The 23,634-nt window shown below is 71.7% G+C and carries 22 protein-coding genes and 1 pseudogene; 8 read left to right on the top strand and 15 right to left on the bottom strand.

Annotated elements, in window-relative coordinates; genetic code table 11:
• Positions 1-85 precede the first annotated feature (85 nt).
• From ACH4DZ_RS00655 to ACH4DZ_RS00635, 5 genes are all read right to left on the bottom strand, one after another.
• Entirely contained in the window at positions 86-2,383 is a 2,298-nt protein-coding gene (locus tag ACH4DZ_RS00655) for a 2-dehydropantoate 2-reductase (RefSeq protein WP_398284680.1), read from the bottom strand.
• Positions 2,380-3,210: an SDR family NAD(P)-dependent oxidoreductase gene (locus ACH4DZ_RS00650; RefSeq protein ID WP_398284679.1), complete on the bottom strand. Its 831-nt coding sequence runs from the start codon at positions 3,208-3,210 to the stop codon at positions 2,380-2,382. The genes ACH4DZ_RS00655 and ACH4DZ_RS00650 overlap by 4 nt, the downstream gene beginning before the upstream one ends.
• Entirely contained in the window at positions 3,210-4,541 is a 1,332-nt protein-coding gene (locus ACH4DZ_RS00645; RefSeq protein WP_398284678.1) for an MFS transporter, read from the bottom strand. Before ACH4DZ_RS00645 ends, ACH4DZ_RS00650 begins: the two co-directional genes overlap by 1 nt.
• Positions 4,538-5,515: a polysaccharide deacetylase gene (locus ACH4DZ_RS00640; protein ID WP_398284677.1), complete on the bottom strand. Its 978-nt coding sequence runs from the start codon at positions 5,513-5,515 to the stop codon at positions 4,538-4,540. The genes ACH4DZ_RS00645 and ACH4DZ_RS00640 overlap by 4 nt, the downstream gene beginning before the upstream one ends.
• A gap of 91 nt (positions 5,516-5,606) precedes the next feature.
• Positions 5,607-6,617 (bottom strand): Lrp/AsnC family transcriptional regulator, encoded by a 1,011-nt coding sequence (locus tag ACH4DZ_RS00635; RefSeq protein ID WP_398284676.1) that lies wholly within the window; start codon positions 6,615-6,617, stop codon positions 5,607-5,609.
• A gap of 325 nt (positions 6,618-6,942) precedes the next feature.
• Here ACH4DZ_RS00635 and ACH4DZ_RS00630 point away from each other — a divergent pair, with 325 nt between their 5' ends.
• Positions 6,943-7,851: an NAD-dependent protein deacetylase gene (locus ACH4DZ_RS00630; RefSeq protein ID WP_398284675.1), complete on the top strand. Its 909-nt coding sequence runs from the start codon at positions 6,943-6,945 to the stop codon at positions 7,849-7,851.
• Between the two features lie 247 nt (positions 7,852-8,098).
• Here ACH4DZ_RS00630 and ACH4DZ_RS00625 read toward each other — a convergent pair whose 3' ends face one another.
• From ACH4DZ_RS00625 to ACH4DZ_RS00605, 5 genes are all read right to left on the bottom strand, one after another.
• Entirely contained in the window at positions 8,099-9,001 is a 903-nt protein-coding gene (locus ACH4DZ_RS00625; RefSeq protein ID WP_398284674.1) for a TIGR03619 family F420-dependent LLM class oxidoreductase, read from the bottom strand.
• A gap of 204 nt (positions 9,002-9,205) precedes the next feature.
• Positions 9,206-9,589, bottom strand: a complete 384-nt coding sequence (locus ACH4DZ_RS00620) for a hypothetical protein (protein WP_398284673.1) — start codon at positions 9,587-9,589, stop codon at positions 9,206-9,208.
• On the bottom strand, positions 9,586-9,792 hold the full coding sequence (locus ACH4DZ_RS00615; RefSeq protein WP_398284672.1) for a hypothetical protein: 207 nt from the start codon (positions 9,790-9,792) through the stop codon (positions 9,586-9,588). The genes ACH4DZ_RS00620 and ACH4DZ_RS00615 overlap by 4 nt, the downstream gene beginning before the upstream one ends.
• Before the next feature lie 394 nt (positions 9,793-10,186).
• Complete coding sequence (locus ACH4DZ_RS00610; protein WP_398284671.1) at positions 10,187-10,405, bottom strand: hypothetical protein; 219 nt, start codon at positions 10,403-10,405, stop codon at positions 10,187-10,189.
• Positions 10,406-10,707: 302 nt separating this feature from the next.
• Positions 10,708-11,508, bottom strand: coding sequence for a thioesterase family protein (locus ACH4DZ_RS00605; protein ID WP_398284670.1), 801 nt, complete (start codon positions 11,506-11,508; stop codon positions 10,708-10,710).
• Between the two features lie 319 nt (positions 11,509-11,827).
• Between ACH4DZ_RS00605 and ACH4DZ_RS00600 the strand changes: the two genes are divergently transcribed.
• The 4 genes from ACH4DZ_RS00600 to ACH4DZ_RS00585 are packed head-to-tail and all read left to right on the top strand — an operon-like array spanning position 11,828 to position 15,772.
• Positions 11,828-12,265, top strand: coding sequence for a hypothetical protein (locus tag ACH4DZ_RS00600; protein WP_398284669.1), 438 nt, complete (start codon positions 11,828-11,830; stop codon positions 12,263-12,265).
• A gap of 26 nt (positions 12,266-12,291) precedes the next feature.
• Positions 12,292-13,485 (top strand): lycopene cyclase family protein, encoded by a 1,194-nt coding sequence (locus ACH4DZ_RS00595; RefSeq protein ID WP_398285433.1) that lies wholly within the window; start codon positions 12,292-12,294, stop codon positions 13,483-13,485.
• On the top strand, positions 13,482-14,213 hold the full coding sequence (locus tag ACH4DZ_RS00590) for a class I SAM-dependent methyltransferase (RefSeq protein WP_398284668.1): 732 nt from the start codon (positions 13,482-13,484) through the stop codon (positions 14,211-14,213). Before ACH4DZ_RS00595 ends, ACH4DZ_RS00590 begins: the two co-directional genes overlap by 4 nt.
• A gap of 53 nt (positions 14,214-14,266) precedes the next feature.
• Positions 14,267-15,772 carry an FAD-dependent oxidoreductase gene (locus tag ACH4DZ_RS00585; RefSeq protein ID WP_398285432.1) on the top strand — a complete coding sequence of 502 codons (1,506 nt, stop codon included), beginning with the start codon at positions 14,267-14,269 and terminating at the stop codon, positions 15,770-15,772.
• A 92-nt stretch (positions 15,773-15,864) separates the two neighbouring features.
• Here ACH4DZ_RS00585 and ACH4DZ_RS00580 read toward each other — a convergent pair whose 3' ends face one another.
• The 4 genes from ACH4DZ_RS00580 to ACH4DZ_RS00565 are packed head-to-tail and all read right to left on the bottom strand — an operon-like array spanning position 15,865 to position 20,627.
• Positions 15,865-16,872, bottom strand: a complete 1,008-nt coding sequence (locus ACH4DZ_RS00580) for a DUF5914 domain-containing protein (RefSeq protein WP_398284667.1) — start codon at positions 16,870-16,872, stop codon at positions 15,865-15,867.
• Positions 16,869-17,864 (bottom strand): phytoene/squalene synthase family protein, encoded by a 996-nt coding sequence (locus ACH4DZ_RS00575; RefSeq protein ID WP_398284666.1) that lies wholly within the window; start codon positions 17,862-17,864, stop codon positions 16,869-16,871. Before ACH4DZ_RS00575 ends, ACH4DZ_RS00580 begins: the two co-directional genes overlap by 4 nt.
• On the bottom strand, positions 17,851-19,470 hold the full coding sequence (crtI, locus tag ACH4DZ_RS00570; RefSeq protein WP_398284665.1) for a phytoene desaturase family protein: 1,620 nt from the start codon (positions 19,468-19,470) through the stop codon (positions 17,851-17,853). Before crtI ends, ACH4DZ_RS00575 begins: the two co-directional genes overlap by 14 nt.
• Positions 19,467-20,627, bottom strand: coding sequence for a polyprenyl synthetase family protein (locus tag ACH4DZ_RS00565; protein ID WP_398284664.1), 1,161 nt, complete (start codon positions 20,625-20,627; stop codon positions 19,467-19,469). The genes crtI and ACH4DZ_RS00565 overlap by 4 nt, the downstream gene beginning before the upstream one ends.
• A gap of 642 nt (positions 20,628-21,269) precedes the next feature.
• On the opposite strand from ACH4DZ_RS00565, the pseudogene ACH4DZ_RS00560 reads away from it, so the two are divergent.
• Positions 21,270-22,248, top strand: a pseudogene (locus tag ACH4DZ_RS00560) (phosphotransferase family protein).
• Between the two features lie 59 nt (positions 22,249-22,307).
• Here the strand turns inward: ACH4DZ_RS00560 and ACH4DZ_RS00555 are convergent.
• A complete protein-coding gene (locus ACH4DZ_RS00555) occupies positions 22,308-22,676 on the bottom strand; it encodes a VOC family protein (protein WP_398284663.1) in 369 nt (122 codons plus the stop codon).
• A gap of 63 nt (positions 22,677-22,739) precedes the next feature.
• Here ACH4DZ_RS00555 and ACH4DZ_RS00550 point away from each other — a divergent pair, with 63 nt between their 5' ends.
• Both ACH4DZ_RS00550 and ACH4DZ_RS00545 read left to right on the top strand, forming a co-directional pair.
• Positions 22,740-23,192 carry a MarR family winged helix-turn-helix transcriptional regulator gene (locus ACH4DZ_RS00550; protein WP_398284662.1) on the top strand — a complete coding sequence of 151 codons (453 nt, stop codon included), beginning with the start codon at positions 22,740-22,742 and terminating at the stop codon, positions 23,190-23,192.
• A gap of 155 nt (positions 23,193-23,347) precedes the next feature.
• Positions 23,348-23,494, top strand: coding sequence for a hypothetical protein (locus ACH4DZ_RS00545; protein WP_398284661.1), 147 nt, complete (start codon positions 23,348-23,350; stop codon positions 23,492-23,494).
• Positions 23,495-23,634 lie beyond the last annotated feature (140 nt).

The following is a 23,634-nucleotide window of genomic DNA, read 5'->3' as shown; positions in this document are numbered from 1 at the left end:
CGGCCCGACGGTCCGGCCGCTGACGGTCCCGCCCCCCGGCGCGGTCGTACATTGTGGCTTCAGCCGCGGGACGCGGCGTCGGCGGTCATCCGGCGGCCAGCGACACCAGCACCGTGGCGGCCAGCGCGGAGCGTGCGACCATGCCGGACACCGAGGTGTTCTCCGAGCGCGCGTGCGCGCCCGAACCGACCGCCCCGATGCCGTCCAGGACGGGCGTCCCCGCGGCCACCACGAAGTTGCCGTCGCTGGCCCCGCCGACGGACGCCTCCCGCAGGTCCTCCCCGAGCAGCGCCGCGCACCGGCGGGTCAGCTCCGCGAGCGCCGCGACCTCTTTGGTCCGCTCGAAGACGGGCCGGTTCCAGTCCCCGCCGATCTCCACGCGGGTGCGCGGATCCACCGGGCGCAACGCGGCGAGAGCACCGGTGATCCGCTGCTGCTCGGCAGCGGAGGCGACACGGATGTCGATGCGGCCGACGGCGCGTCCCGCGGTGACGTTGCTGCGGGTGCCGCCCTCCACCACGCCCACGTTGAGCGAGGTGCCCGCGTCCGGGGCGCGCAGTTCGGCCAGCCGCAGGATCTGGTGGGCGAGTTCGTCCACCGCGCTCGCCCCGGCGGTGGGGTCGAGCCCGGCGTGGGCCTCGCTGCCGGTGACCGTGAGGGTGAACAGTCCCACTCCCTTGCGGGCCGTCTTGATCGCGCCGTCCACGGCCGCCTCGAAGACCATGGCGAGCCTGCTGCCGTGCGACTCCGCGACGATGGCCTCGTGGGAGGCGAGGCTGCCGGTCTCCTCGTCACCGTTCAGCATCAGGGTGCAGGCAGGCCGGGGCAGGCCCAGGGCGTCGAGGGCGCGCAGGGCCCACACCGCCTGTACGAGACCGGCCTTCATGTCGAACACACCGGGCCCGGTGATGTGGTCGCCGTCCCGCCGGAAGGGCCAGGTGTCGAGGGTGCCGGTCGGCCAGACGGTGTCGTAGTGGCCGAGGAGCAGGACCGGCCGGCCGTCCTCGGCGGACGCGTCCCGGGCCGGATAGCGGCGAACGAGGATGTCCCCCGCCCTCAGTTGCTGATCCACTCCCGCTTGCGCTCCCGCGCGGGGAAGGATCTCCTCGGCGTCCGGTGCGCCCAGGCGCCGGTCGAGCCAGTCGCGCAGCCAGCCGAGGCAGGTACCGAGGGCGTCCAGGTCGTCGCTGGCGCTGCCCTGGGACGTGTACGCGTCGAGGTCGGCGACCATGTCCTCGCGGTGCTCGTCGAGCCAACGCCGGACCGCCGCGGCCTGCTCCACCTCCGGCAGCCGTCCGGGCACCGCGGACAGGGCAGGGCGGTCCGGTTCGTCCAGCCGCCCGGCTGCCGCCTGCCCGGCGAGGCGGTCCAGTTCCTCCAGCCGCGACTCCGACATCTTCTCCGGGGCGCCCTCCAGTGAGCGCAGGCCGTCCATGACGGTGCGCAGCAGCGGCGTGGGGAGTCCTTCGCGGTCCGCGTGGTCGAAGACGTCCGCGTAGTGGGTGGTCACCTCGACGGGCCGGTGCCGTACGGCGAGGTCCCGCCAGATCCCGCTGCGGTCCTTCGCCTGCGTACGCAGCCACGCGCTCAGGCGGTCGAAGGCCGCGTCGCGTGCCGCCGGATCCGTTCCCTGCCGGAAGGGGTGGGGGTCGAAGGCGTCGAAGGCCTCCAGTGTGACGCCGAGCCGGTCGGACACGGCGAAGATCTCCCCGGTCAGGCCGGACATGGCGGGACGGTGCCGGTCGATGAGGTCGGCCATGGGGGCGTCGGCGAGGGCGGTCGCGGCGAGCATCGCACCGAAGCCGGCCTTGGCCCACAGATACCCCTCGACGTTGTCGCTGGCCACCGCCGGACCCCAGCTCCGCAGGTCGGCCACGACCGAGTGGACGCGGGGGCTGACCGGGGCGCCGCCGGGTTCGCCGATGACGAGCGCCCCGGCGCCGCCGTCCAGGACGACACCCGGTTCGACCACGTCGGCGAAGATGTTCACGAACGCGGCGACGGTGCGAGGAGCGCCCACATGCTGTGCGATCAGGCCCTCGTTGAAGCCGTTCTGGAGGGAGACCACGAAGCCGTCCGGCGCCAGGCGGGGCGCGATCCATGCCGCCGCGGTGGCTGTCGCCTGTGCTTTCACGGCCAGCAGGACCCGTCCGAGGGTGCCGGAGAACTCGTCCGGCGTGGCGGCGGCGACCGGCACGCTCGTACGGGAGTCGCCGTGTGCGACGACGAGTCCGCGGGCGCGGATCGCGGCCACGTGGGCGGGGTCGGTGTCGACGACGGTGACGGGGTGGCCGGCCCGCGCGAGGGCGAAGGCGAGCGTGCCGCCGATCGCGCCCCCGCCGACGACGGTGTAGGCGGCCCGCTGAGGGGAGGGGGCGGTCATGAGGGGAGTCCTTCCGTGGAGGCGGTGGCGCCGGCGGCCGGGATCGCCGCGTGGGGGAGGGCGCGGGTGTCGCCAGGCTGCCAGATGCGGGGCAGGTGCAGTGCGCCCGTACTGGATCCGCCGTCCACCCGCAGGACCTCTCCGGTGATCCAGGAGGCGTCCGGGCCCGCGATCCAGCACACCGCGCGGGCGATGTCCCTCGGACTGCCCGGGCGCCCCAGCGGATTGCCGCCGATCGCCGCGGCGTACTCGGCGGAGACGGGATTGCAGTCGCTGGACACCTGGACGAACCCGGGGCTGACCGCGTTGACGCGGATGCCGTGCTCGCCCAGTTCCAGGGCGGCGGCCCGGGTGGCCATCTCCAGCGCGGCTTTGGAACTCGCGTACGGGCCGCCGCCGGGACGGGCCCGCAGCGCGGAACCGGAGGAGATGTTGACGACCGCGCCGGGCCGTCCGGCCGCCATGGCGAGCCGGGCGAACGCGGCGGTGGCTAGTACGGGGGCGCGCAGGTTCACGGCGAACAGCCGGTCCCAGGCGCCGGCGTCGACCTGAGCCATATCGAGTGACGGGTAGACGCCCGCCGCGTTGACCAGGACGTCCACGGGACCGTGCGCCGCCCATGCCTCCTCGACCAGGGCGGCGGGCGCGTCCGCGTCGGTGAGGTCCGCGGCGTGCGCCGACGTGGCGCCACCCAGCCGTGCCGCGGTCAGCTCCAGCGCCTCGGGATCGCGGTCGGCGAGCGTGAGCAGGGCGCCCCGCGCGGCGAACTCCTCGGCGATCGCCCCGCCGATACCGCCCGCCGCACCGGTGACGAGCACGTGCGCCATCAGTCGAACTCCTTGTCCTTGGTCTCCGGCATCGTGAGGTAGACGACGAGGGAGATGAGCGCGGCGCCGGAGACGTAGATCCACAGCAGGTCGCTGTGGCCGTTCTCGTGCATCCAGGTGGTCAGGTAGGGGGCCGTGCCACCGAAGACCGCGACCGCCAGCGCGTAGGGCAGGGCGATACCGGTGGCGCGTACCTCCGCCGGGAACTGCTCGGCCATGATGACGGCGCAGTTGGCGGAGTAGCCGAGGATCAGCAGCATGCCGACGAGCTGGACCAGGAACAGGCTCAGGAAACTGCCGCTGAGCAGGTGCAGCAGGGGCCAGGCCAGGACCACGAAGCCGCCGGCGAAGGCCGCCATGGTCGGCTTGCGGCCGATCCGGTCGGAGAGCAGCCCGACGAACGGTAGCGCGACGACGAACACGATCAGACACAGGGTCTGCGACAACAGGGCCGTCTTGAGCGGGATGCCGGTGGTCAGATTCGCGTACGTGGGAAGGTAGTTGACCCAGATGTAGTAGGTCAGCGTGCCCGCGATGGTGATGCCGGCGACGCGCAGGGTCGCGGCGGGGTGCTCGACGAACATCGTCTTGACGGGGTTGGTACGGGTGCGGCCCGTGTCCTGGGCCTGGGTGAAGGACTCGGTGTCCTCGACCGTGACGCGCAGCCACAGTCCGACCAGGCCGAGGAGTCCCCCGAAGACGAACGCGGCGCGCCAGCCCCAGGAGTGCACGGCGTCGTCGCTGAGCGTCGAGGTGGTGAGGGTGCCGAGGAGCGAGGCGATGAGGACACCGCCCGCGACCGACACCTGCTGCCACGACCCGGCGAACGCGCGCCTGCCGCGGGCGGCGGACTCCACGAGGAAGGCGGAGGACGAGCCGAACTCGCCACCCGCGGAGAAGCCCTGTACGAGCCGGGCGATCAGCAGGACGAGCGGCGAGAGGACGCCGATGGTGTCGTAGTTCGGGGTGATCGCGATCAGGAAGCCGGCGCCCGCCATCAGGGCCACCGTGAGGGTCATGCCCTTCTTGCGGCCGTGGCGGTCGGCGTAGGCGCCGAGGACCGCGGCACCGACCGGGCGCATCACGAAGCCGACGGCGAACACGGCGAGCGTGGACAGCAGGGCCACCGCTCCGTCGCCCTTGGGGAAGAACTCGTCAGCGATGATCTTCGCGAAGATGGAGTACAGGGCCCAGTCGACCCATTCGACGGTGTTGCCGATGGTGCCGGCGACGATGGCCTTGCGCTGTGCGCCGCTCAGTCTGCCCGGGGCTGGGGAGTCGCCGTCCTTGGACAGGGGACCTGCGGGTGGTGTGGCGGATCCGGTGGTCATGGCGTCTGCTCCGGGGCGTCGGGGACGGAACGGGTGGTCGTCTGGCCGTTCGACAGGGCCGTCTCACCCGTCAGCACGGTGCGGGCCGTGTCGGCGAGCTGGGCGTGTGTGGCGTACCAGACGTCGCTGTGGGCGGCGATGTGGTCGAGGAGTTCGCGCAGCGCCACCAGGCGCGAGCGGTGCCCGATGACGTGCGGGTGCAGGGTGAGCTGGAAGACACCGCCGGCGCGGTACGCGGCGTCGAATTCGTCGGTCCAGATCTCCAGCACGTCGCGCGGGCGGCTGTGCGGGCGGACGGAGCCGTAGCGGTCCATCGTGAAGTACGGGGCGTCGTCCCGGATCCAGTCCACGGGGATCTCGACCAGACCGGTGGGCCTGCCGTCGGCGAGGATCTCGTAGGGCTCGTCGTCGGCCATCAGCGAGGAGTCGTACGCGAAGCCGAGTTCGAGCATGATGTCGAGCGTCGAGGCGGAGAAGTCCCAGGACGGCGTGCGGATGCCGACGGGCCGTTGCCCGGTCAGCGTGTCGAGGGTGTCCAGGGCGCGGGCGGTCAGCTCCCGCTCGTCGTCGCGGCCCAGCAGCATGTTGCGCTCGTGGATCCAGCCGTGGACGGCCAGTTCGTGCCCGTCACGCGTGTACGCCCGGGCCTCCTCGGGGTGGACCAGGGCGGAGACCGCCGGCATGAAGAACGTGGCGGGTACGGCGTACCGGGCGAGGAGATCGAGAATCCGGGGCGCGCCGACGCGGGCGCCGTACTCGCCCTGGGCGAGGCGGCCGGGGCTGGTCTCACCGTCGCGCAGCGGGATCGTCTCGTGGTCGGAGTCGAAGGAGATCGCGACGGCGGCGCGGGCGCCGCCGGGCCAGCGGTCGGGGACCAGCCGGCGTCCGGCGCGCACGGCGTCGAGGTGGCCGCGCCAGGTCTGTTCGGTCCAGCGCCAGCTCTCCGCGGGCAGGCCGGAGTCGTCTGTGGGCATGGTGACTCCACTGGGGTCGGGGACGGGACGGGAAAAGTGGGGGAGCGGGCCGTGGGGGAGGTCGCGGATGCGCGGCCGGGCGGGTGCCCGCTCAGGCGGCGGGACGGACCATGCGGTGCCAGGAGTACTTCATGGTGACGAGGTGCAGCGTCACGTCGGAGGCCAGCAGGCCGGGCAGCGCCCCGATGACGTCGCTGGTGTAGCGGAAGAGGTCGGTGCGGCGGGGGAGCACCATGTGCCCGACGAGGTTGAAGCGTCCGGTCGCCGCGCCCAGGAACTTGGTTCCCGGATGCCCGGCGAGCTGCCGTCCCGCCGCGTCGAGACGGTCGGGCTCGATCGACAGCCAGACCATGAACTCCGCGTCGTACCCGATCAGAGCCGGTTCGACGAGGGTGCGGAACTGGAGGATGCCGCGGGCGATGAGCCGGTCCATGGCCCGCGCGACGCTGGACTCGGTGTGCTCCAGGTTCCGGGCCAGAGTGCTGACCGGGGTGCGGCCGTCCTCCTTGAGGGCTGCCACGACCGCCTGCTCCAGGGTGGTGAGCGCCTGTGGGGTGACGTCCCAGTCGGCGCGGTCGCAGGACGACGCCAGGGAGTCGGGCCGCAGGTCGGCGGCTGCCTCGGCGGGCAGCAGTCCGGTGTCCCACATCGACGCCGAGGTGAACGCGCGGATGACCGGTACGGCCTCGGTGCTGGTGATGAGGTCGGCCGCGGGCAGGTCGGTGAAGAGCATCCGCATCATCTCCTCGTTGTCGCGGGCGACGAAGTCGACGATCAGGTCGGCGGCGCCGGTGACGACGGCGACGAAACGCACATCCGGACTGGCGGTGAGCCGGTCCGCCACGTCCAGTCCGCGGCCGGGCCTGGCCTGCACCCGGACGAGCATGGAGGATCCCTCCCGCGTCCGGTCCAGCTCCAGAGTGCCGACGACCCGCAGCAGCCCGCGCTCGCGCAGGGCCCGGTAGCGCCGCTGGGCGGTCGTCTCGCTGGCGTCCACCCACCGCGCCACCGCGCTCCACGGGGCACGACCGTTGAGCTGGAGCGCGGCGATGATGCGCCGGTCCAGTTCGTCGATGGTGTCCACGGGGGCTCGGTGGTTCATGGCGCCGACGCTAATGAGCACCGAGGCCGCCGTCAATGAAGGAATCCTGCATCACCCCTGGTCAAAGGCGTGTCATCCGGCACCCGGGGGATTACGGAGGTGTAAAGGACGCAGTTGGGGCCCGTGCCCGCGCGTGGCTGGAAGGCGACGGATTACGCCATCGCGTGTCCGAAAAAGTTCATCAGGAGTCTGCCTGCGCGCACCGATCCGCGCGCACCGGTCCGCACGCACCGACCCGCGCTCACCGCGGAGCGGAAGTCCCGTGGACGCGGGGGCAGGAGGCGTCCGGAGGGGCGAGACGATGACGGTTGCCTACTCTGGTGGCATGCGCATGCGCCCCACGTTGAGCTGGACCCCGTCCGAAGACCTGCCGCCCGGTACCACGGATCCGCAGCCGGTCGCCGACGCGCTGCGCTTCGGCGGTGTGCTGGTGCTCAGCGGAGCGGGCATCTCCACGGAATCGGGCATCCCCGACTACCGGGGCGAGGGCGGGAGCCTGAGCCGGCACACCCCGATGACCTACCAGGACTTCGTCGGTGGCGCGCAGGCGCGGCGCAGGTACTGGGCGCGCAGCCACCTCGGCTGGCGCACCTTCGGCCGTGCCCGCCCCAACGCCGGGCACCGGGCGGTCGCCGCTTTCGCGCGGCACGGCCTGCTCACGGGTGTGATCACGCAGAACGTCGACGGCCTGCACCAGGCCGCGGGCGCCGAGGACGTCGTGGAGCTGCACGGAAGTCTGGACCGGGTCGTCTGCCTGTCCTGCGGCACCTTCAGCCCGCGCCGCGAACTCGCCCGCCGACTGGAGGAGGCGAACGAGGGCTTCGCACCGGTGGCCGCCGCGATCAACCCGGACGGTGACGCCGACCTCACCGATGAGCAGGTCGGGGACTTCCAGGTGGTGCCCTGCACGTTCTGCGGTGGAGTTCTCAAGCCGGACGTGGTGTTCTTCGGTGAATCCGTGCCCGCTGCCCGGGTCGAGCAGTGCCGCGAACTGGTCCGTGCGGCGACCTCTCTGCTGGTCCTCGGCTCCTCGTTGACGGTGATGTCCGGGCTCCGCTTCGTCCGCCAGGCGGCCCAGGACGGAAAGCCGGTGCTGATCGTCAACCGGGACGCGACCCGAGGCGACGTCCACGCCGTCACCCGGATCGCGCTCCCTCTGGGGGCGACGCTGACCACCGTGGCCGACGGGCTGGGCATCCCGGTCGAGGGTGAGGCGGCGGCCGGGATCGGGTAGTGACCGCGCCCTGACGGCACACCTCGGTGAGTGGCGTCGACGGGTGGCACCCGGCCCGCACCCGGAACCGTGTCCGGCCCGCACCCGGAACCGTGTCCGGCCCGCACCCGGAACCGTGTCCGGCCCGCACCCGGAACCGTGTCCGGGGTCGGGCCCGGGTGCGGGCCCGGTCAGCCGGGCGAAGTTCGAAGTTCCAGCTCACCGAGGGGTTCCGTGTCCCCGCAGGTACGGGGACACGGGGCCAGGCTCAGCCTTCGTTCACCAGGGCGAGGATCTCGGCGGCCAGCTCGATCGAGTCCTCGACCGTGTCGGCGGTGTAGAGGGAGTCGATCATGAAGTGCGCGATTCCGGTGCGCTCGTGCACGGACTTGACGGTGTCGACGACGGCCGAGGTCGGGGTACCGGAGTCGATGTTGACGCGGAGGACCGTGTCGATGCCCGCCGGGTCGCGGCCGGCCTGCTGGGCCTGGCTGTCGATGAGGGCGCGCTGGGCGACGAGTCCGTCGATGTCGACGTAGCTCGGCACCACGCACAGCGGCAGCCAGCCGTCGCCTCGAAGGGCGACCCTGCGCAGGGCGCGCTCGGACATCGCTCCCAGATAGATGGGCGGACGCGGGCTCTGGTGGGGCTTGAGGGGGGAGTGGTGCAGGGGCACGGTGAGGTGGGCGCCCTTGTACTCGGCCGGGTCGTTGGTCCATATGGTGTCGAGGACGTCGAGCAGCTCCTCCATCCGCGCACCGCGCCGGTGGAAGTCCAGGCCGGCAGCCTCGTACTCCTCGGGGGACCAGCCGATGCCGAACCCGGGCAGCAGACGTCCTTCGCTCACCAGGTCGAGGGTGGTCAGCGAGCGAGCGAGCTGGACCGGCGGGTACAGCGGCGCGATCAGTACGTGCATACCCAGCTGAACGCGTTCGGTGACGCTCGCCGCCGCGCCCAGCAGGACGAACGGGTCGGCGGCCGGGTTGAGTTCGGCCGGGATGGTGTCGCCCTGGCCGCCGTAGCCGACCTTCGGGGAGACCGCGGCCAGGTTGCGGTCGCCGACCCACAGGCTCGCGGCACCGGCCTGCTCGACCTCACGGGCGAACCGGGCGATGCGGGAGATGCCGAAAGCCTGCTTGTGGAACTGCGGGAGCGCGAAGCCGATCTTCATGTTCTGTCTTTCCTTGCTGGGACACGGCCGGGCAGCCCATCGGCCGCCCGATACGGTCGGGCGGCCGGCTCATGACCACCGGACGCCCGTCGCCAAGTCGGCGCACTCACAGGGTAGTTGTGTGTGCAAGGTGACTTGGCCACAGCCGAGTCCTGGGCGCGCGCGCCGCTCGGCGTTCACCGTTCACCGTTCACCGCCGGAGGGTTACTCGGTCCGCCAGGACTCCAAGCGCTGCGCGATGGCGCGTAGGTCGGCTTCCTGGGTGCGGATCGTCTGAGCGAGTTCGTACAGGTCGTCGTCCTTGGCCTGGAGGGGCTGACCGGAGACGTGCATGTACTGGCTGGTGCAGGCCCAACCGATGACCAGGTTGTAGTCGGTGAAGGGGCGCAGCAGCAGCGCGGTGTGCAGGAAGGTCGCGGCCCGGGACGCGGGCTCCTCGTAGTAGAGGACGCCGCGCTCCCGCTCGAACTTGTGCCGGTCGGCCATGAATCCCAGGACGCCCCAGTCCGCGATGGGCACGTTCAGCGGGGAGATCGCCGACTGGATCTGCAGGACCCAGCCGACATCGACACGGATGACAGGGCTCACCGCTGTCCCACAGGGAAGCGGGCCTCGACACCGGGCAGCACCCGGGCGGCTTCCGCGACCGCCCCCTCCACGAAGGCCAGCCGGTCGGCCTCCTCCACGGTCACGTCGTGCACGTGCTGCTTCAGACTCCGCCCGGTCAGAGCCGCCCGGTGACGCAGGCGCGCCATCTCTTCCTCGCTGAATTCCACGTTGAGTGCAGGCATGGATCGAAGGTACCTCATTAGGTACCGGTTACGGTGCCGGACTGCCTTCAAGCAGGCCAGGGGCCCTTGGGACGCGCAGACTGCACACCGGTGCGTTCCCGCGCACAACGACAAGCCTGGCTACGACACGCACGATGGGCAGGTAAGGATGTTGCGGGCCATGCCGGGGGGCCGAGTCGGCTCCCCCTTCCGGTGGCCGACGGGACACCGGCTTCCGCACATGGTGGGCCGAACACCGTGTCAACCCTGGCCATGTCAGGTGTCGGGCGTCCCACTGGTCGTCGCGTCGGGGCAGCGGGCGCAGCACGACCGAGCCGGGCCGGGGTTCCGTTGGGAACCCCGGCCCGGCCCGCCACCATGTCTCGCCGGCTTCCAGCGCATCCCCAGCAGGGGGTCAGTCGTCCTGCGACGTCGTCTTCGGCTCTTCGTGGGCGGCGGGCTGCTCCGGCTCGGCATCTTCGTCGGCAAGGTCAGCCGGGTCCGTGGGATCGCTGTCCCACGCGACGGGAGGCGTCGGCACCGGGATCGTCTGCGGTTCATCGGAACCGGGGCGGACGCTCGGCTGGGATCCGGGAGCGTGGGGCGTGTGCGTGTCGTCATCATGCTTTGTCATACACCCCATGTTCCCGCTGTTCCCGGTCGAATGCCTGCGGGCCGGGTTGCGGGCCGGGTGAGTGACGACCTCGTGGTTCGGCAGGAGCAGGTGGTGGGTGGGCCACGGCTCCTGCCAGGAGTGATCGGCGGACGCGGGCGTGCACAGCGACTAGCAGCCTCGCCCGGCCCGGCAGGCGCGAGCCCGCGCCCTGGATCACCTGCATCACGCAATGCACCACCAGAACACCCCGTACCCGGCGACGGTGGCCGCCGCGCTCAGTACCGCGAGCGAGCCGTCGACGCTCTGCTGGCGGCGCCGTTTCAGGAGGGCTGGGGGCGGATGGTCAGGATCTGTTGGGCGTGGCCGACGGGGCCGGCGGTGTCGTGGAGGACGGTGCTCGTGACGCCCTGGCCCGTGGGGCCGAAGACGACGGTGGTGTCCAGGCCGGTCCAGCGGCCCTCGGGCCTGCGGTGGAGGTGGATGGTCAGGTCCACGTTGGGGAACATCCAGGCGGTGGGCGGCCGGCGTACGGCGATGCCGTTGGCGGTGTCGACCAGGGCGACGTACGAGGCGAGCGAGCTGACGGGCTCACCGGCTACCAGGTCCAGGTCGGTGGTGAGCCACGCGGTCGCCCGGCCCGGCTGCGGGGGCGCGACCGGCCGGACGTCGAGGGAGGCGATGTAACCGCCCGGCCACACCGAGGTCAGCGGCCAGGAGTCGAGCGTATCGGGCGGTGTGAGCGGTTCGCCCGCGCCGCCCGCGACGGCGGCGGTGTCGCCGGACGCAAGGAGCCAGGCGCGGGCCTGTACGACGGGGCGGCCGGCGATATGAGCGACGGCCTCGATGAGTTCGATGGTGCGGCCCGGCCGAAGGGTCCTGATCCGGATCTCGCATTCGTCGAGGGCGAGACGCCCGAGGATGTCGAAGCTGATCCGCGACAGGGTGAGGCCGTTGTCCCGGTCGCGGCCGAGATCGCGAACGAGGTGGCGGTCGAGGGCGTGGACGATGAGGCCGGCGAGCGGGCTGACGTGCATCTCGTCGGCATCCCACGCCCCGCCTGCGTGCGGGGTGGGTTTGTAGCGGTAGTCGTCGATGGGTTCGAAGTAGCTGCCGGTGTTCAACGGGCGGGTTCCTTACGGGCGCTGCGGACGGGGGAGAGGAAGGCGAAGGGCAGGGCCCGCAACGCCCAGGTGACGGCGGCGGTGACCCTCCCGGCTCAGTACACATGCAGGTAGCACTGCCTCCCCAGGATGCGGGACAGGGCCAGGAGCATGCTTGCTCGGTGGTGGTGGACGCATACGCCGTCCGCGACGCGCCGAGCGGCATCGTTTGCGGTTGACTTCGATTGGTTCCTGTCCGGCGCATCCATGGGCGGCCGGCTCACGGAACCACTGGTGTGAGAGGGGGCGAAGCCCCCTGCCTCGTGATCGGGAGTGAGACGTGCGAAGGAACGGCGCGCGGGTGCTGGTGGCCGGAGCCACCGGTGTCCTCGGCGGCGCGCTCATTGGACGGGATCAAGCCCGCGGAGCGGCGGCGGTCGGTGACGAGGTCGCCGCGTCCACCGGTGTGGTCGCGGAACACCCGCAAGCGGGCCTGGCCGACTACAGGGCTTCGAAAGCCGCGCCGAGTCTGAGTGCCTGGCTCGGCGCCGTGCGCCGCGAAGTACGGACCGCGGGCGTCCCGGTCCTGGAAGTCCGGCCCGGACAGCTGGACACCGGCTGCGCCGACCGCGTGGTCATGTGCACGGCCCCGCCGTCGCCCGCGGCCGGCGACCCGCGCGACGCCGTCAAAGCTGTCGCGGACGCGATGGCGGCGGACGCCGAGCTGCTGCGCACGGCTCCTGACGGAACACCGCTCATCGAACGGCGCGCCCGGTGAGCGGCCGCTCCGGCGCCCCGGACGAGATGTCCGACGTGGTCATCGTGGGCGGCGGCGCGTCCGGACTCAGCCTCGCGCAGTGCCTGGTGGCGACCGATCGCATGACCGTGACCCTGGTGGAAGCGCCGGACGGTCCGCTGCGCGCGCCCGAGCGGACCTGGTGCTTCTGGGACGCGGACAGCGACGAGCTCGATGAAGCGGTCGACGCGTCCTGGTCGCGGCTTCGCGTTCACGACACCGACGGCGGCGTCATCACCGTGGATCCCTCCCCGCTGCGCTACCGCATGCTCCGCTCCACGGCCTTCGAGCAGGTGGCCCATTCCAGGATCGTCCGGTCGCCCGGTGCGCGGATCGTGCGCGCGACGGCGGACACGGTGCGCGACATCCCTGGGGGAGCCGAAGTCAGGTGCACGGCGCCCGACGGCCGCACACTGACGCTCCATGCCCGCCATGTGTTCGACTCCCGCCCTCTCCGGGCCCTGCCGCCGGCCAGGACGCAACTGCTCCAGCACTTCCGCGGCTGGTTCGTGCGCACGGACACGGAACGGTTCGATCCGGCGGTCGCGGACCTGATGGACTTCCGGGTGCCACAGCCGCGCCACGGCCTCGCCTTCGGATACGTACTGCCGCTCGCGCCGGACCGTGCGCTCGTCGAGTACACCGAGTTCTCCCGGACCCCGCTGACCCGTGCGGCGTACGAGTCGGCGTTGGGGCATTACAGCCGGGAGATCCTCAAAATCGGTGCGTTCACCGTCGAGAGGGCGGAGCAGGGTGTGATCCCCATGACCGACGCGCGCTTCCCGCGCCGGATCGGCACAGCCGTCTTCCGGATCGGGACCGCCGGTGGCGCCACCCGCCCGGCGACCGGCTATACCTTCGCCGCGGTGCAGCGGCAGAGCCGGGCCATCGCCGCCGCCCTGCGGGAGGGCCACGCGATCGCGCCCCGACCGCATACGCGGCGCGTGCTGGCCATGGACGCGATCCTGCTGCGGGCTCTGGACACCGGGCGGATCGACGGCCCCGGCTTCTTCACCGGCCTGTTCCGCCGCGTTCCGCCGGAGCGGCTGCTGCGCTTCCTGGACGGCGGTACCTCACCCTGGGAGGAGTGGCGCATCGGCCTGCGCACCCCCGTGGGCCCCATGCTGCGGACCGCCGTCGAACTCCCCTTCCTGCGGCGCCGTACCCACCCAGCCCCACGAATCAAAGAGAGCCACCGATGACCCTGCTGCGTGACCACGACCTGGCACTCGCCTTCGACCACGCTTCGCACCGCTACGACCGCCTCACGGCCCTCAATCCCGGATACCGCACGGATCTCCTGCGTTCGGCGCGACGGCTTCGGCTGCCCCGGGCCGGCGCCGGCCTGCACGTGCTCGACCTGGGGTGCGGAACGGGAGCCTCCACCCGGGCCCTTCTCCGGGCCGCGCCCCGCGCCCGGATCACGGCCGTCGACGCGTCGTCCGGCATGCTGACTCGTGCGCGGGCCAAATCCTGGCCAGCGCAGGTGCGCTTCCGGCACCTGACGGCCGAGGCGCTGGCCGCCGCGGACGAGGGGCCCTACGACGCGGTGTTCGCCGCCTACCTGCTCCGCAACGTCACGGACCCGGACGACGTACTCAAGACCGTTCGGACTCTGCTGCGCCCGGGTGGACGGCTCGCCGTCCACGAGTACAGCCTTAGTGGTTCCGCCGTCCACCGAGCCGTGTGGACGGCTGTCTGTCGAGGCGTGATCATCCCCGCGGGGACTGTCGGCGGTGACCGCGACCTGTACCGCCACCTGTGGCGAAGCGTCCTCGACTTCGACACGGTTCCCGTCTTCGGCGACCGTCTGCGGGGCACCGGATTCTCGGCCGTACGCGCCTTGCCCGTCGCCGGGTGGCAGACCGGGATCGTGCACACCTTCCTTGCCCGCGAGGGCTCGGCGGCCACGACGGAGTACGCACGGTGAACGATCCGCGACCTGCCGCCCGGCGAGGCCGCGACCGCAAGGCCGAGGTCGTGATGCCCGCGCCCGGCGTGAAACGGTTCGCCTCCGCTGACACCCCGGGTGTCGCCGTGATCGGTGGGGGGATCGCGGGCCTCGCCGCGGCCACCCTGCTGGCCGAACGAGGCGCCCGCGTGACCCTCTACGAACAGGAGGAGTCGCTCGGCGGCCGGCTCGCCGGCTGGCGCACCCGTCTGGCCGACGGCGGGGAGGCCACCATGAGCCGTGGCTTCCACGCATTCTTCCGCCAGTACTACAACCTCCGTGGCCTGTTGCGGCGGACGGATCCGGCCCTCGACCGACTCCGGCAGCTGCCCGACTACCCTCTGCAGCACAGCGGCGGGCTGACCGACAGCTTCGCCCGCGTACCGCGCACACCACCGTTCAGCGCCCTCGGGTTCGTCGCGCTGAGCCCCACGTTCGGCTGGCGCGACCTCGCCGCGATGGACGCCCGAGCCGCGCTGCCCCTCCTCGACGTCCGCGTACCCGAGGTCTACGAGCGCTTCGACTCGGTCAGCGCGACCCACTTCCTCGAACGCGTCCGCTTCCCCGAAGCCGCGCATCATCTGGCGTTCGAGGTGTTCTCCCGCAGCTTCTTCGCCGACCCACGTGAACTGTCCGCCGCGGAACTGCTGCTGATGTTCCACATCTACTTCCTCGGTTCGTCCGAGGGCCTGCTCTTCGACGTACCGACCGCTCCCTTTCCCCAGGCGCTGTGGGACCCGCTCGGTGCGTACCTCCAGCGCCTCGGGACGCAGGTCCGCACCGGGACGCCGGTGCGCGCCGTCCAGCCGTGCGACGGAGGGGGCGGACGGGGAGTGGAAGTGCGGACGGACCTCGCCGTGGACCGTCATGACGCGGCGGTTCTCGCCCTCGACGTCGGCGCCCTGCGGGGTCTTGTCGCGGCGTCACCCGGTCTGGGCACCGCCGGTTGGCGCGATGACGTCGCCGGTCTGCGTACCGCTCCGCGGTTTCTTGTCTCGCGGCTCTGGCTCGACCGCCCGGTGCGTGCCGACCGCGCCGCGTTCCTCGGCACCAGCGGCTACGACGGCCTCGACAACGTCAGTGTCCTGGATCGCTACGAGGACGAGGCCGCCCGGTGGTCGGCCCGTTCCGGCGGCTCGGTGGTGGAACTGCACGCCTACGCCGTTCCGGAGGACGCGCGGCCCGAAGCCGTACAGTCCCGACTCGTCGAGCGGCTGCATCAGGTCTATCCGGAGACACGAAGGGCGCGCGCCGTGGACGCCCGACACGAGTGGCGCTCCGACTGCCCGCTCTTCCCGGTCGGTTCCTACGTCCGGCGGCCCACCGTGACCACCGCGCATCCGCAGGTGACACTGGCCGGTGACGCGATCCGCTGCGACCTGCCCGTCGCCCTCATGGAACGCGCCGCCACGACCGGCTTTCTGGCGGCCAACGCCCTGCTGGCCGGCTGGGGAGTCCAGGGCCAGGTGCTGTGGACGGTGCCCCGGGCGGGCCGCTCGCCGGTACTGCGGGCGCTCGGCACGGTCGGGAGCCGCTGAGTCCCGCCCGTCGGGCAGACGTCGAGAAAGGTGTGCCGGAAAGCGGTGCCGGCTCGGGATCAGCCCCGGTCCGTCGCCGGCACGCCCTCCGCTCAGCCCGGGAAGCGTCCCGTGCTGCGCAACGCCCAGCGCCGCTCCGCGTAGGCCAGGTCGTCCCGCCACAACCGGCCGGCCGTCCGGCGCATCAACGGGCGCAGCGCGGGCGCGGCAGCCCGTGCCAGGGCGAAACCCCGCCGGTCCGAGGCAGCCACGACCGCTTCGATCACGGCGGTCCGCGGCTGCTCCTCGGCCGCGCCGGTCAGCGGCGTGGCATGGGTCTCGACCACGGACGTGGTCCCCTCACCTTCGGTGATGCGCATCACCACGGTACGTGGCCCGGGAGCGGTGAACTCCGCCCGCACCGGCACCACCAGACGGTCGGTCAGGCGGAAGGAGACATCGACGACGAACGCGTCGTCCGTCTCGCCGAGCGGCGGGCGGGTCACGGTGAGGTCGACGAACGAGTAGGGGTGGAACCACGAACCGTGCCAGGGGTCCAGCCGGTTGGCGACCACGTCCTGTGGCTCGCACCGGCCGACGGCCGTGAAGACGGCGTCGACTCCGCTGCCCGCCGTCGGCCGTTCCGGAACCAAGGGCTGCTCGGACGGCTGCTCGCCGCCCACCGAGTCCAGCCGGACCCATACGAGTACACCGTCGTCGTGGGCGGGGAAGGGATCCCAACCCGCGAACGACCCTCCGTCCAGGGCCAGTCCGTGCCAGTGGCACACCAACGTGCCGCACACCACCCGGCTGTCGCGCAGAGGGGCGCCGAGGTGCGGGCAGACGCCCGGGCCGGCCCGCAGCCGGCCCGTGTCCGACCGCCACAGCACGACTTCGACGCCGCCGACCGTTCTGCCGTAGGGGCCGCCGCCCACGCGCACGTCCCGCGAGGCACCCACGACGAACCAGTTCCCGGACGCACGGGCGGACGCCCGTTTGAGTGCGTCGGAGATGACCGTCGGGCGTGCCTCCTGCCAAGTCGGCGGCTGTGCCGCCCAGTCCGACCGACGGCGCCGCCGCAACGGCGGCGTCCAGCCTGCTCGGTTCGCCCGGTCACTCACCGCACGGATCCCTTCCGCTGCAGGGGCGTGACGTCCGCCCGTGATGTCCGACGGGAGGCGCGAGCGCCCCAGCGCGCCCTCGCGATGCCGGCGATCCCCGCGGCGGCCGTCGCCGCACGGCGCCCGCGCGACACGACCGCGCGGCGGTGCAGCACTGTGTAGTCCTGGTCCGCGATCGCGTCGAGAATGCCGCCGTAGAGGGTGAACGCGGTGCGGATGCAGGGCCGCGTCCGAGGGTTCAGCATGGCGATGCCCGGTTCCGCCGCCCGGTAGACCTCCCTGGTCATGCCCTCGGCGGCGACGAGCGCCCTACGAATCCGCGCGTCGTGGCGTCCCGTGCGGCGGCTCCACTCCAGAAGCGAACGGTCCACGCCGTGGGCCGCGAGCAGGTCCGTGGGCAGGTAGACGCGGCCCCGGTCCAGGTCCTCGCCCACGTCGCGCAGGAAGTTGGTGAGCTGGAAGGCCACGCCCAGGTCGGCGGCGCGCGGTGCCGCTTCCTCGCGTGAGGTGACCGTGCCCAGCACGGGCAGCATCTGCAGCCCGATCACCGCGGCCGAGCCGTGCATGTAGGCGCGCAGGTCGGCGTAGGTCGGATAGTCCGTGATGTGCAGGTCGCTGCGCATCGACGCCAGGAAGTCGGCGAACAGCGTGTGCTCGATGGCGTACCGGCTTGCGGTGTCGGCCACGGCCCGCACCACCGGCTCGTCCCCGGATCCGGTACGCAGCCCGTGCGAGAGGTCGCTCTCCAGGCACCTCAGCAGCCGGTCGCGCTCGTCGGGAGTCCGGTGCCGGTCGAGGTCGTCCACGATGTCGTCCGCCCAGCGGGCGAAACCGTACAGCGCGTGGACCGCGGAGCGGCGTTCCACCGGGAGCAGTCGGGTGGCCAGGAAGTAGGTCCGGCCGTGGCGGGCGTTGAGCCGCCGGCAGTGGGCATAGGCCGCACGCAGGGCGGGATCGGTGATGTCTGCGGCGTCCAGCTCACGACGCGTCATGAGCGCCTTCCTCGGTGGGGACCGCGGCGCTACGTGCGGCGCGCGGTACGGGACGGATACGCGGGCCACTGCCTCGGACACCACCTGTGACACCGCTTGTGACACCGCCTGTGACGCCGCTTGTGACACCGCCTGTGACGCGTGCGGCGGCGAGCTTTCCGCTGATGAGCACCGTCGGCACACCGACGCCGGGTGTGGTGCCGCAGCCGGCCAGCACGACGTTCTCCAGGCCGCGCACCAGGTTGCGCGGGCGGAACGGCCCTGTCTGGGCGAAGGTGTGGGACACCGAGAACGGGCTGCCCGCCGCATGCCCCTGCGCCGCCCAGTCCAGCGGGGTCACCAGCAGTTCCTCCTGCACGCTGTCGGCGAATCCGTGCAGGCCCCGACGTTCCAGTTCGGCGACCAGACTGTCGCGGTAGCGGGGGCCGAGGTCCCGCCAGGCCTCGGCGGAGGGGCCGAGGTCGGTGTTCGGGCAGGGGGCCAGCACGTAGTGCAGGTGCTTGCCCGGCGGGGCGAGGGTGGGGTCGTGTGCCGTCGGCCGGGTGATCAGCAGGGACGGGTCGCTCATCAGCTTCCCCGACCGGGTCAGCTCTTCGAAGGTGCCCTCCCAGGCCCCGCCGAACGAGAGGGTGTGGTGGGCGAGACCGGGCCACGTACGGTCGGTCCCCGCGTGCAGCACCACGGCCGACGGTGAGTGCCGCAGCCCCACCGGGCGCCTGGGCGTCCGTCCGACGAGCCGGTGCGCCGTGGAGAGCTCGCAGGTCAGCACCACCGCGTCGCAGGGGATCCGCTCGCCCGAGGCGACATGTACGGCACGCACCCGACCGCCGCTGTGTTCGAGCGAGGTCACGTCGGCCGACCAGCGGAAGTCGGCGCCCGCGCCGGCCGCCGCGTTCGCCATGCCCCGGGGCAGCGCGTGGATGCCGTGCTTCGGGAACCAGACGCCGGCCACCGTGTCCATGTAGGCGATCACCGCGTACGCCGCGAGGGCCCTGGCCGGGGCGACTCCGGCGTACAGGGCCTGGAAGGAGAAGATGCGGCGCAGACGCGGGTCGGAGAGGAAGCGGCCGATACGGCGGTCCAGTCGTCCGAAGCCGCCCAGCGCCGCCAGCCGGGCCAGGTCCGGGTGGAGCAGCTGGAAGGGGGAGTCGAAGTTGGTGTCGATGAAGCGCCGCATCTGCGCCCGGTACAGCCGCTCCAGCCAGTCCCTCAGCTCGCGGTAGCCCGCTGCCTCGGCCGGTCCCGCGAACCGCCGCACCTCCGCCTCCATGGCCTCGCCGTCCGTGTGCACGTCGAGCGAAGTCCCGTCCGCGAAGGACGCCCGGTAGGCCGGGTGGAGGGCCGTCAGCTCGACGTGCCGGGCGAGGCTGTCACCGACGGCGGCGAAGGCTTCGTCGGCCAGGTGGGGCATGGTCAGCACCGTGGGGCCGGTGTCCACCTCGAAGCCGCCCATGCGTACGTGGCCGGCTCGGCCGCCCGGTCCGGCGTTCCGTTCGACGACGGTCACCCGGCGGCCGGAGCCCAGCAGGTGCAGCGCGCAGGCGAGGCCGGACAGCCCGGCGCCCACCACGACGACATGATCCGTCGGCCCCGGTACGGTTCTCATGCCGCCTCCCCGGTGTGTCCCGGTGCGACGCCCGAAGCGCGCTCGACCAACGTGGTGAACTCCCGCCGTACGACGGGGTCGGTGGTGGCCCCCGCGAAGTGCCGTACGCTCGTCGCCGCCAACTCCGAGATCTTGGACTCCACGACGTCCCTGGCGCCGGTCCGCTCCAGGGCCGCTCGCATCCGGTTCACCGCGTCGTCCGACCGGATGCCGGCGCCGACCTCGATGCTGGAGCCGGGGCCCAGGGCGTCGGCCGCCTCCTCGTCACCGGCGGCGTCAGCGAGCCACAAGCCGACCGCGAGGAGATAGGTGAGTTTGCGGGTCCGTAGATCGTCGTCGGCGGGTTTGCCGGTCTTGTTCGGGTTGCCGTAGGTGCCGAGGAGGTCGTCCCGCAGTTGGAAAGCCAGCCCGGCACAGCGCCCGGCGGAGCGGAGGGCGCGCAGGGTGTGTTCGTCGCCACCGGTCAGGGACGCGCCCAGCGCCAGGGGCCGCTCGACCGTGTACAGGGCGCTCTTGAGCGTGGCGATGCTCACTGCCTCGTCGACGCCGGACGATCCGGCGGCCTGCGCGTGGATGTCGCGGTACTGACCGGCGACCATCTCCGTGCGCATCGCCTGCCACTCGTGGAACAGCCGCGTGCCGTGCGGCGAACCGAGTGCCGTCTCGGTCAGCACGTCGTCCGCCCAGACCAGGGCGAGGTCGCCCGCGAGTATCGCGACGGAGGTCGAGAACGCTTCCGGTGAGCCGGTCATCCCGGTGTTGCGGTGCATGCGGGCCAGTTCCACATGGACAGCCGGTGCGCCCCGGCGGAGCGGTGATCCGTCCATGACGTCGTCGTGTATGAGAGCGCAGGCCTGTACGAGTTCGAGCGCGGCCGCGGTCCGCAGGAGCGGGGTGGGGTCACCCGAGCCGCCCGCGGCCCGCCAGCCGCACCATGCGAACGCCGAGCGCAGCCGCTTGCCGCCCCGGCGGACGAACGCGGTGACGCGGCCTGCGACGTCCTGCGCGAACACCTGGTCCACGTCGAAGGCCCCGCGCGCTTTGGTGTCGAGTACACGCCCGAGCTCCGCCTCGACGGCGCGGACGGCCTCCAGGGCCGTGAGCGGACTGTCGACGGGCACGGCAGCTTCGGCCACGGTGGGCCGGAGTCCCAGCATGCACAACTCCCCTTCACTCTCGGTCACCTGCACACCAGTGCTTCTCTCACGGGCCTGTTAACGGATGCGCTGATTCCTGCCCGCTGCGGGACCTGTCGCCGGTTGGAGTCACTCCACTGGCGCAGCGCCCCGCGTCTCGGGGCGGTGTGTCACCCCGGAGACGCTGCTCGCATCGCACCTGCGCCGGGCCTGCGAACGGGACGAGTTCCCGTACCGGCTGAGCGGCTCGGCGGTTGCCCGCGGCGGCCGGCTCGCAGCAGTGTGGTGTTCGCAGCGGCTGTGATCGCGAGACCGGAAGCGAGCGGTGCTTCGATGCTGGCTGAGGGGGAGTACGAGCCCGACTTGCTCGGGGACTGGCTGCGGCGGGCCGGCCGCGGTGGCCCAGGCCCAGCCCGCTGGCCCGGGCCGTGTCACTTCGTGGCTGGCCCGCTGGGAGATGAAGAAGGGTCCGATCGCCCGTACGCACCTGAACGAGAGCGCCCACCGGTGGTGGGAGGAGCTGGATTCGGGTGATTCGGTCATGGTGTGACGCGTCCCGCGGGTCCGGTCCGGGCGTTGGTGGCCCCAGAGTGACGCTGTGTGCGTGGCAGAGCGAGCACGTGTCCGTTCGGGACGTTCTTTCCCGGTCACTAGGCTGCGGTCATGGCTGAGGGCAGGCGCACAGTGGTTGTTGAACACGACGGCGGGGACACGGGCTGGGCCGCCACTCGTGCGTGGGCGGAGGAGCACCTCCCTTCCGGAGACCGCATTCGTGCTGTTGAAACGCTGCGCGGCGGGTGGACGTCACGGATGCGCCGCCTCGACATCGAGGGGAAGGACGAGCCGTACTCCCTCGTGCTCAGGTCGTTCACATAACCGTTCTTCGTGGAGCACGCGCCGGGGCTGCTGACGAGGGAAGCGGACGTCCTCCGGTTGCTCGCCGACACGACCGTGCCGGCCGCTCGTCTCCACCGTGTCGATGCGTCAGCCGAGCACTGTGATCATCCGTCGTTGCTGATGTCCATGTTGCCGGGAAGCCTCAGGCTGACGACAGAGGGCTTCGAGCGGCAGACGGAACTCCTGGCCCGGCAGCTCGCGGTGATACACGGATTGCCCGTCCCTGCGGGGGACCGGCCGCGCACGTATCAGGCATGGACGAGTCCGGAGCGGGTGCGGCTGCCCGACCGTCCGCGACGGTCGGACGTGTGGCGGCGGGCCGTCGACGTGATCCGCCGCCCTCCGCCTGCTCACCGGTCCTGTTTCCTGCACCGTGACTTCCACCCTGGGAACGTGCTCTTCAGCGGGGAGGGAGCCGCCATGACGATCACCGGTGTCGTGGACTGGGTGGAGACGTCCTGGGGGCCGGCTGACCTGGATGTCGCCCACTGCTCCACCGCACTTGCTCTGTTGCGGAGTGCCCGCGGGTATGCGGCTGGCCGAGCACTACGCCGCAGCCGGTGGAACGCTCGGCGACAACCCGGACCACCTGTACTGGCGTGTGCTGGACGCGCTGGCCTTCGCGCCGGACGCGGAGAAGGTCGCCGGGCCGTGGCGGGAACTAGGGAGAGAAGACCTGACGTCATCCGTCCTGGCAGAGCGCCTGGAGGACTATCTGGAAGCGCTCTTCACCGCGTACGGCTGAGCGGCTGTTGTCGCCCCAACGGGTGCCGGCGGCCCAGCTGTCTGTTGGCGTGGGGAGTATCAGGCGCGGTCGTGGAGGGTGACGTGGTAGCCGTCGGGGTCGGCGAAGGTGAAGGTCCGGCCGAAGGGGCCGTCGATCGGTGCGGAGACGATGGTGTGACCGTCGGCGACGAGAGCATCGTGGATGGCCTGGACGTCGGTGGCGTGGAGCCAGATCGCGGCACCGATGCCGGGCTGGGCAACGGATGCGAGATCGGTGCCGGGAACGACGGCGCGGAGTGCGAACGCGATCGGCTTCGTCTCGAAGACGACGGCGTGCGGGGGTCCGGCCGGCGAGCGGACGAAGCCGAGGTACTGCTCGTAGAACGCCTGTGACGCGTCGAGGTCGCGCGCTTGGAGCGAGATGAAGTCGGGTCCGGTGGCGGGCATGGTGATGCTCCTCATTCTCGTGTCAGTTTTCTGACACAGGTCAACCTATGTCAGAATGCTGACATGAATCAAGACGGTGTCGACCTGGAGTCGTCTCTCGGCTACCTGCTGAAAGAGGCGTCGAGCGTCCTGCGCGCGGCGATGGAGGAGGTGTTGCGGCCGCTCGGGATGAGCGTGACGCACTACTCCTGCCTTGAGCTGCTGGCGCAACGACCGGGCCTGTCGAACTCCGAGCTCGCACGGGGCGCGTTCGTCACGAGGCAGTCGATGAACGTGCTGCTCCAGACCCTGGAGCGAGAGGGTTACGTGACCAGGCCCGCGGAGGCGCCCGTCGGCAAGGTTCTTCCCACGCGGCTCACGCCTCGCGGCCGCCGGAGCCTGGAGAAGGCGACCTTGGCGGTCCGGTCGGTCGAGGTCAGAATGCTGGCCGGCATGACCGAGACCGAGCAGTCAGGCGCGTTCCGGATCTTGCGAAGCATGATTCATTCCCTGCGCGACGGCAACGACGGTGCCTAGCTCTTGAGCCCGTCGCACGTCAGGAAGCCGCAGGCAAGAAGGCTCACCGGCTTCGGCGGCGGACCGTCGGTAGGGAGCGATGTCAGGAACGCCCGCAGGCGCCTTGGGAAAGTACTGATCCGTCCCGGCCACAACTGCCCACCTACGTCACCGAGTTGACCGGCATTGCCCAGCAGGCGGTGGACCACAAAATGCCACATCCGGGCGGCACGCTGCCGGAACACCTGCTTCGCGACCTACGGCACCGGCGGCAGACCTCGGCGAAGGTGGCCGCACTGCACTGGGTGTCCTTGTCGATGTGAAGAACGACGCCGCGGACCTGGCGACTGCGGGCGGCTACGGCCTTCTTGATCGTGTCGGTGATCGGGAAAGTGCGTATGTGGCCGGCGTCATGGCGAAGCCCGACCGCGCACGGAAGCGGGCCGGGCTTACAGGGCGCAGA

The organism is Streptomyces sp. NPDC017991, assembly GCF_044328075.1.
GTDB lineage: Bacteria > Actinomycetota > Actinomycetes > Streptomycetales > Streptomycetaceae > Streptomyces.
The sequence above is the reverse complement of the archived record's forward strand: the minus strand, read 5'-3'. Positions and strand labels throughout refer to the sequence as shown.

Coding starts and splice junctions, on each gene's coding strand:
- ACH4DZ_RS00655 (WP_398284680.1), bottom strand. CDS start 2,383: ATGACCGCCCCCTCCCCTCAGCGGGCCGCCTACACCGTCGTCGGCGGG.
- ACH4DZ_RS00650 (WP_398284679.1), bottom strand. CDS start 3,210: ATGGCGCACGTGCTCGTCACCGGTGCGGCGGGCGGTATCGGCGGGGCG.
- ACH4DZ_RS00645 (WP_398284678.1), bottom strand. CDS start 4,541: ATGACCACCGGATCCGCCACACCACCCGCAGGTCCCCTGTCCAAGGAC.
- ACH4DZ_RS00640 (WP_398284677.1), bottom strand. CDS start 5,515: ATGCCCACAGACGACTCCGGCCTGCCCGCGGAGAGCTGGCGCTGGACC.
- ACH4DZ_RS00635 (WP_398284676.1), bottom strand. CDS start 6,617: ATGAACCACCGAGCCCCCGTGGACACCATCGACGAACTGGACCGGCGC.
- ACH4DZ_RS00630 (WP_398284675.1), top strand. CDS start 6,943: ATGCGCATGCGCCCCACGTTGAGCTGGACCCCGTCCGAAGACCTGCCG.
- ACH4DZ_RS00625 (WP_398284674.1), bottom strand. CDS start 9,001: ATGAAGATCGGCTTCGCGCTCCCGCAGTTCCACAAGCAGGCTTTCGGC.
- ACH4DZ_RS00615 (WP_398284672.1), bottom strand. CDS start 9,792: ATGCCTGCACTCAACGTGGAATTCAGCGAGGAAGAGATGGCGCGCCTG.
- ACH4DZ_RS00610 (WP_398284671.1), bottom strand. CDS start 10,405: ATGACAAAGCATGATGACGACACGCACACGCCCCACGCTCCCGGATCC.
- ACH4DZ_RS00595 (WP_398285433.1), top strand. CDS start 12,292: ATGTCCGACGTGGTCATCGTGGGCGGCGGCGCGTCCGGACTCAGCCTC.
- ACH4DZ_RS00590 (WP_398284668.1), top strand. CDS start 13,482: ATGACCCTGCTGCGTGACCACGACCTGGCACTCGCCTTCGACCACGCT.
- ACH4DZ_RS00585 (WP_398285432.1), top strand. CDS start 14,267: ATGCCCGCGCCCGGCGTGAAACGGTTCGCCTCCGCTGACACCCCGGGT.
- ACH4DZ_RS00575 (WP_398284666.1), bottom strand. CDS start 17,864: ATGACGCGTCGTGAGCTGGACGCCGCAGACATCACCGATCCCGCCCTG.
- crtI (WP_398284665.1), bottom strand. CDS start 19,470: ATGAGAACCGTACCGGGGCCGACGGATCATGTCGTCGTGGTGGGCGCC.
- ACH4DZ_RS00565 (WP_398284664.1), bottom strand. CDS start 20,627: ATGCTGGGACTCCGGCCCACCGTGGCCGAAGCTGCCGTGCCCGTCGAC.
- ACH4DZ_RS00555 (WP_398284663.1), bottom strand. CDS start 22,676: ATGCCCGCCACCGGACCCGACTTCATCTCGCTCCAAGCGCGCGACCTC.
- ACH4DZ_RS00550 (WP_398284662.1), top strand. CDS start 22,740: ATGAATCAAGACGGTGTCGACCTGGAGTCGTCTCTCGGCTACCTGCTG.